Genomic DNA, 6,247 nt, shown 5'->3' with positions numbered 1-6,247 from the left:
CGCCGAGGTCGCCCCGTCCGCGGCGACGACGCTGGGTGAGATCGACACCGCGAGCATGGCGATCGTGACAATCGCGTGGCGCCGATCCGACGTACCGTCGCTCGCAAGCAGCGGTTACCTGGTGCCCGCGGTCTACGGCCGACCGGTGAAGGCGGCGACGTTCGCCTCGGCGAAGTGGGCACACTTGGATCGCGGTGAGCACGTCGTCGTCCGGTGCTCGATCGGCCGCCAGGGCGATGTGTCGGAGCTTCAGCGCGCCGACAGCGAGCTGGTCGCCGCGACCACCGCCGAGCTGGTCGGGCACGCCGGTTTCCGAGGCGAGCCGGTCGATGCACGGGTCAGCCGCTGGGGCGGCGCGCTGCCGCAGTACGCCGTCGGGCATCGCGACCGCGTCACCCGGATCCGCGCGGCGACCGCCGCAGTGTCCGGACTTGCCGTGTGCGGCGCGACCTACGACGGTGTCGGCGTCCCGGCCTGCATACGCACCGCTTACGCGGCCGCCGACCAGGTGCTCGCCGAGCTCACGACCCGTGAAGCGCGGTGATCCCGTTCAGCGTCGGAACGTAGACCCACTTGCCGTCGATGACCTCGGACGGGAAGTGCGTGAGCGAACCGACACCGATCGAGGCGACAACGTGCCCGGTCGAGAGCGAGAGCACGTCGAGGTCACCGGAGTCGGGGTCGGCGACGAACACCCGCTTGCCGGCGATAACCGGTGAGGAGTAGTCACCCGAGGACCACAGCCAGTGCAACGAGTGCTTGGTTACCCGAAGCGCTTGCACGCCGCCGCGGCACGGCATGACGACCGTCCGACCGTCGTGTGCGGCCCCGCCGTAGGAGTCGCAGTTGTGCAGGCTGGCGATCGCGTGGCCGACGCCCTTGAACGTCGGGTGAAGCAGGTAGACCGTGCCGCGCTTGCCGGCAATGACGATCCGGCCATCGACCGGCACCGGCGACGACGAGCCGAGATCCAGGTCCTGGATGTTGTCCTGCTTCCACGTCTTCGGCGCATAGACGCTGATCCGGTGCAGCGACTTCGGGGACAGCTCGGTGACCGAGTCGCTCTTGTCCCACTTACCGCTCTCCTCGGCTCCATTGCCGCTCGCGACGTAGATGTTGTGGTTGGGACCTTCGACCGGCCCGGCGGGGGACCACATGCCGGCCTCTCGGGCGGTGGGCACGGCGTAGTGAGTGGTCTTGCCCTTGCCGTTGGTCGCGGTCGAGGTGATGTAGCCGACGTAGTTGCCGCAGTCGCCCGACAGGCCGCCGTATGTCGTGAAGACCCGACCGTCGGCGACCAGGAGAGCAGAGCGTTGCTGCTCCGCGATCCGGTCGCGTGACGGTAGTAGGTCCGTGCTCTTGTGCCAGCGCCGGGCGCCGGTTGCCGCATTGAGCGCCCACAGCTTGTGGTGCCCGCCGTTGGAGTCGGTCACCACGAAGACCGAGCCGGTGGCTGCGTCGTACGCGGGCGTTCCGGTGATCCCGAGCGGGAAGACGTCGCCGCATCCGGGCTGGTCGTGCTGGATGTTCGACTGCGACTCCGGGGTGGCGAGATGCGTCCGCCATTTGCGGTGACCGGTTGTCGGGTTGAGCCCGTACACCGAGTCGTTCTCGGTCGCGACGATCAACGTGCCGTTGACGACGAGCGGCTCGCCGTAGACCGCACCGTCGAGGTTCGCAGTCCAGCCGTGATGCAGCGGGAGCGAGATCGATGCGCGCGCGACGCCGGACCGTCCGGTGGTCCGGTGGTAGGTCGGCCAGTTGGTGAGTGCGGTGCCGGCGTGCGGGGTGGATGCCGTGCCGGCCGACTGCGATGGACCGCCCGAGTCGGTTCGCAAAGTGGTGGGACCCGAGCTGCCGGAGGACGAGCAGCCGGCCGCGACCAAGGCGAGGACGGGGAGGGCGAGGGGGAGAGCGAGACGGCGCATGCACGCAGTGTCCCCCCTGGGGTGACAATGGATGTCATGGCTGACCGTCGAAGTTCCGGCAAGCGGGCGAAGTCGCTCAACGAGACGATCAGCTATGTGATGTGGGCGGTCTTCAAGGTCCGGACTGCGCTGCCCGCCGACGGCCGTGACGAGCTCGCCGCCGAGCTGTCCCAGCTGCTCGACCAGCTGGCCGAGAAGGGGATCGTGACGCGCGGGCTGTACGACGTGGCCGGTTTCCGCGCCGACGCCGATCTCATGTTCTGGTGGGTGGCGCCGACGTCGGACGATCTTCAGGAGGCGTGGTCACGGTTCCGGCAGACCGGCCTGGGACGCGCCTGCGAGCCGGTGTGGTCGGCGATGGCGCTGCACCGGCCGGCCGAGTTCAACAAGAGCCACGTTCCGGCGTACCTCGCCGGTGAGGAGCCGAAGCGCTACGTCAGCGTCTACCCGTTCAACCGCTCCTACGAGTGGTACCTGCTACCCGACGACGAGCGGCGCGACATGCTCGCCGAGCATGGCGTGATGGCGCGCGGGTTCCCCGATGTCCGGGCGAACACCGTCGCGGCGTTCGCCCTCGGTGACTACGAATGGATGCTGGCCTTCGAGGCCGATGAGATGCACCGCATCGTCGATCTGATGCGGCATCTGCGGGCAGCGACTGCGCGCCGGCACACCCGGCTCGAGACGCCGTTCTATCCAGGCGCTCGCAAGTCGGCGGCCGATCTCGTGGCCGCGCTGCCGTAACCACCTCGCCGGCTCAGAGCAGCGACGTCACCGAGCCCTTCTTCTGCGCCGGTCCCACCGCGAGGGCATGGTGGGGTCCGGGCCGTGCAACGCCGACGTAGGTCTTGCTGGCGGCCACGGTCTGCGTCCCGGTGATGACGCCTGCGGACAGCTTGACGACCAGCCCGACGTCGTACGGCTCGTGCGCGGACGGCGGTGGGTTGGTGATGCCGACGGCGGTGCAGGCGTTGCCGCTGCAGGCGATGCCGTAGAGCGTGCCGGTGGTCGAGGCGACGGCCGCCTTCTTGCCGTGCGACAGCGTCACGATTACTGGGTTGGAGTCGCGGTTGGCGGTCGCGTAGCAGCGCGTCGCCGAAACGCACTCGACGGCACTGAACTCGTCGCCCGACAGCCTGACCAGATGTCCAGGGTGACCGTCATGGATCGGTACTGTGATGCCCGCCACGGACGTCGCTCCCTCGGCGGCGCCGACGAGCAGGCAATGCGATCCGTGGCAGCTGACGAGCACGTTGTCGACGTCCTGGTTCTTCTTCAAGCCGTGGACTCGATGCTCGGAGATCGAGTGCCCGTTCCAGACGCCGACGTAGAGCTTGTTGGGTTGGGCTTCGAGGTCGTAGCCGACGAGGATGCAGTGCTTGACCGCCGTACACGAGATGCCGGACATCGACACGTTGGCCGGCACCGAGGGGATCGCTCGGCGAATCGGCTTGCCGCCCCTGCCGAACGTGATCAGGAGTGGACCCGGCTTGGTGATCGACTGCGCCAGCGCGACACAACCTGCAGCACCGGCGCAGCTGATCGCCTCGAGCGAACCGGAAGTCCCGACCTTCCGCAGCTTGCCGGGCACCCCATTCTCGACCACGACGTACTCGCCGCCGTCGACCTTGGTGTTTCCGACCGCGACGCAGCGGTGTGCGGTCAGGCAGGAGACGGCGTCGATCTCGCCGGTGACGTGGTGCGTGATCGGCGCTGCGGTCGACGGGTCGTGCGAGGCGGCTTCGCTGGTGCCACTACCGGTCAGAGCCAGCGCAAAAGCGACGGTCGCGGCCGCCGAGGCGGCACCGATCCTCGAACTGCGGCGCGCTGCGCGCAGCACCCCCATGAGCGGGCATGGTAGCGGCGTACCGATAGGTGCGCGAGAGGTCGCGGTCAGCCGACGGTGACGACCGAGCCGGCGCCACCGGCCTCGCCGACCGCGACGTAGCCACCGGAGTGCTGAGCGACGCCCAGGAAGAGCCGGCTCGTGCTGACCCCAGTGGTGCTGGTCACCTTGCCCGAGGCGAGTCGGATCACCGAGCCGACGTCCTTGGTCTTGGCGGAGTTCAGCTGCTCGCCCGCGGCGGTGCAGTGCGCGGAGGTGTGGCAGGCGATGCCGTAGAGCTTTGCGCGCACCTCGATCAGCTTCGTCACGAGCACATGACTCAGCGTCACGATCACCCCGGACTGCGCACCGGAGCCGTAGCCGGCGGCAAGGCAGTGACTGGCCGACGTACATGCGACCGATGTGAGGGTCTCGTTGTCGAGCGAGTTCAGCGCTCCGGGGTGCCCACTGTGCACGGCGATGATGACGCTGTCGTTCTTCTTGTTCTTGGTGTAGCCGCCGACGACCAGGCAGTGCGAGTCGAAGCAGCCGACGCCCTGGATCGCGAGGCTCTTGCCGCTGCTCTTGACCCCGTGCGTCCGGTGCAGCGTCAGCGCGTGGCCGTTCCAGGTGCCGATCTCGATCGCACTCGGGTTCTTGAACACATCGGTGCCGGCGACGATGCAGTGGTGCAGCGTCGTGCAGGCGATGTGGTCGAGGGTCACGCCGGCCGGCGTCTTCGGCGTCGACGTCTTGGTCGGCCGGCCGCCCTTGCCGATCGATACGAAGCTGACGCCCGAGCTGGCGCTGCCGATCGCGACGCAGCCGTTGTGGCTCGGGCAGCTGACGCCATAGAGCTGGCCGCCGCCCTTGACATTGGCGATCTTGCCCGGCTTGCCGTTGTGCAGCGCGACGACGTCTCCCTTTGCTGCCGACCCGTGGAAGCCGACGACGACGCACAGCGACTTCGTCAGGCAGGAGACTGCGGACTGGACCCCGTTCACGTGATGGCTGGTCACCGCCGCCGACGCCGGCGCGGGCGTCGCGGCGAGGACACCGAGGCCGATCGCGATGATCGAGCCGAATCGTGCACAGCGGCGGAAAACGGGCCTCTTGCTCACGGGACGCATGCTAGCCACGGCACACCTCCGCAGCCGGTTCATTCGCGGCGAGGGCGCGTCGCATGCACACCCGTGGCCAGGCGTCCAGCCCGAGCTCAGCCTCGTGCCGGCGGATCTCGACGAGACCCGGAGTGAGCTCGTCGGTGCCGATCTCCATGAAGCCGAGCCGCGTGTAGTACGGACCGTTCCACGGCACATCGACGTACGTCGTCAGGGTCATCGCCGGATAGCCGCTGTCGCCGGCGACGTCCGCGACATGGTCGATCAGGGCCTTGCCGAGCCCCTTGTGCGCCTGGCTCGGATGCACGGAAACCTGCTCGATGTGAACGTTGTCATCGACGATGTCGCTGAGGATGAAGGCGATCGGTACGTCGTGCGCGTCCGTCACAACCCATGCCCGCTGACCGTTGATATAAGGGATCAGCTCCTCGTCCGAGGGCAGCTCGGCGTCGGCCACCAGGTCCATTCCGACGCTGTAGAACTGCGTGCCGGCGGCAGCTTCGATCGTGCGGATGTGCGGAGTGTCGGACGCGCGAGCCGGCCTGATCACGTGGTCGCGCACATCGATCAACTGCGCGTCGTCGCGCGCGGCAGCCCACCGATCCGGATCGTCCACCTAGGCATGGTCTCGCAGGATCACCCGTTCGGGCGTGCGGCGTTCGGGTGGTTCACGGTTCAGTCGGCGTCCTCGGTCGGGCGGAGACCGACCGCATCGTGTTCCCAGAACTCGTGCCGATAGACCAGCGTGCCTGACATCCACGGCTCGTACGCCGGTAGCAGGCGGACCTGGCAGGCCGCGTCGGGGATGCGCAGCGATGGCCGGCGAAACCCATGCGCAGCTCCAGGCGCGAGCGCGATGGCGACTCAGGGGTCTTCTATGACCCCTAACCGGCCATCGCGGCGCCATCCGACGCCGTGATTACTCCCCGGCCGGCTCGAAGGTCAGGCTGATCGAGTTCATGCAGTAGCGATCGCCGGTGGGCGTCTGTGGGGCGTCGTCGAAGACGTGGCCGAGATGGGAACCGCAGCGCTTGCAGCGGACCTCGACCCGGCGCATGCCGAGGGTGTTGTCGGGGAGCAGTTCGACCGCGTCGGAGTTGGTCGGGTCATAGAACGATGGCCAGCCGCAGTGCGACTCGAACTTCGTGTCGCTGCGGAACAGCTCGTTGCCGCATGCCCGGCAGCTGTAGACGCCGATGCGGTCCTCGTTCAGGAGTGGACCGGTCCATGGCCGCTCGGTGCCGGCCTGGCGGAGTACGTGGTACTCCTCAGGGCTGAGCTCCGAACGCCACTGGTCCTCGGTCTTCTCGACGTCGTGGGTCATCTCTGAGTGCTCCGGGGTGTCCTTGGGGCCGAAGAGCTTTCGCGTGAAT

At 68.1% G+C, this 6,247-nt stretch carries 7 protein-coding genes; 2 read left to right on the top strand and 5 right to left on the bottom strand.

Annotation, left to right across the window (positions count from 1 at the left end):
• Positions 1 to 544 (top strand): protoporphyrinogen oxidase (locus VME70_14905; GenBank protein HTW21486.1); only part of this gene is annotated, 544 nt, incomplete at its 5' end.
• On the opposite strand, the gene VME70_14900 is transcribed toward VME70_14905, so the two are convergent.
• Positions 522 to 1,928 (bottom strand): PQQ-binding-like beta-propeller repeat protein, encoded by a 1,407-nt coding sequence (locus VME70_14900; GenBank protein ID HTW21485.1) that lies wholly within the window; start codon positions 1,926 to 1,928, stop codon positions 522 to 524. The two genes, VME70_14905 and VME70_14900, sit on opposite strands and share 23 nt — an antisense overlap.
• Positions 1,929 to 1,964: 36 nt before the next feature.
• On the opposite strand from VME70_14900, the gene hemQ reads away from it, so the two are divergent.
• Positions 1,965 to 2,672 (top strand): hydrogen peroxide-dependent heme synthase, encoded by a 708-nt coding sequence (gene hemQ / locus VME70_14895; GenBank protein HTW21484.1) that lies wholly within the window; start codon positions 1,965 to 1,967, stop codon positions 2,670 to 2,672.
• Between the two features lie 13 nt (positions 2,673 to 2,685).
• Here hemQ and VME70_14890 read toward each other — a convergent pair whose 3' ends face one another.
• The 4 genes from VME70_14890 to msrB all read right to left on the bottom strand — a co-directional run bounded on the left by VME70_14890 (position 2,686) and on the right by msrB (position 6,198).
• Positions 2,686 to 3,774 carry a hypothetical protein gene (locus VME70_14890; GenBank protein HTW21483.1) on the bottom strand — a complete coding sequence of 363 codons (1,089 nt, stop codon included), beginning with the start codon at positions 3,772 to 3,774 and terminating at the stop codon, positions 2,686 to 2,688.
• A gap of 47 nt (positions 3,775 to 3,821) precedes the next feature.
• The gene (locus VME70_14885) at positions 3,822 to 4,874 is read right to left on the bottom strand and encodes a hypothetical protein (GenBank protein ID HTW21482.1); all 1,053 of its coding nucleotides are present in this window, start codon (positions 4,872 to 4,874) and stop codon (positions 3,822 to 3,824) included.
• A 10-nt stretch (positions 4,875 to 4,884) separates the two neighbouring features.
• Entirely contained in the window at positions 4,885 to 5,490 is a 606-nt protein-coding gene (locus VME70_14880; GenBank protein ID HTW21481.1) for a GNAT family N-acetyltransferase, read from the bottom strand.
• A 303-nt stretch (positions 5,491 to 5,793) separates the two neighbouring features.
• A complete protein-coding gene (gene msrB / locus VME70_14875; GenBank protein HTW21480.1) occupies positions 5,794 to 6,198 on the bottom strand; it encodes a peptide-methionine (R)-S-oxide reductase MsrB in 405 nt (134 codons plus the stop codon).
• Between the last annotated feature and the right edge of the window lie 49 nt (positions 6,199 to 6,247).

Source organism: Mycobacteriales bacterium (genome assembly GCA_035504215.1).
Lineage (GTDB): Bacteria > Actinomycetota > Actinomycetes > JAFAQI01 > JAFAQI01 > DATAUK01.
The sequence above is the reverse complement of the archived record's forward strand: the minus strand, read 5'-3'. Positions and strand labels throughout refer to the sequence as shown.

Excerpts from the sequence above, each read along its gene's own strand:
- msrB (HTW21480.1), bottom strand. The coding sequence starts at position 6,198 with ATGACCCACGACGTCGAGAAGACCGAGGACCAGTGGCGTTCGGAGCTC.
- hemQ (HTW21484.1), top strand. The coding sequence starts at position 1,965 with ATGGCTGACCGTCGAAGTTCCGGCAAGCGGGCGAAGTCGCTCAACGAG.
- VME70_14900 (HTW21485.1), bottom strand. The coding sequence starts at position 1,928 with ATGCGCCGTCTCGCTCTCCCCCTCGCCCTCCCCGTCCTCGCCTTGGTC.
- VME70_14890 (HTW21483.1), bottom strand. The coding sequence starts at position 3,774 with ATGGGGGTGCTGCGCGCAGCGCGCCGCAGTTCGAGGATCGGTGCCGCC.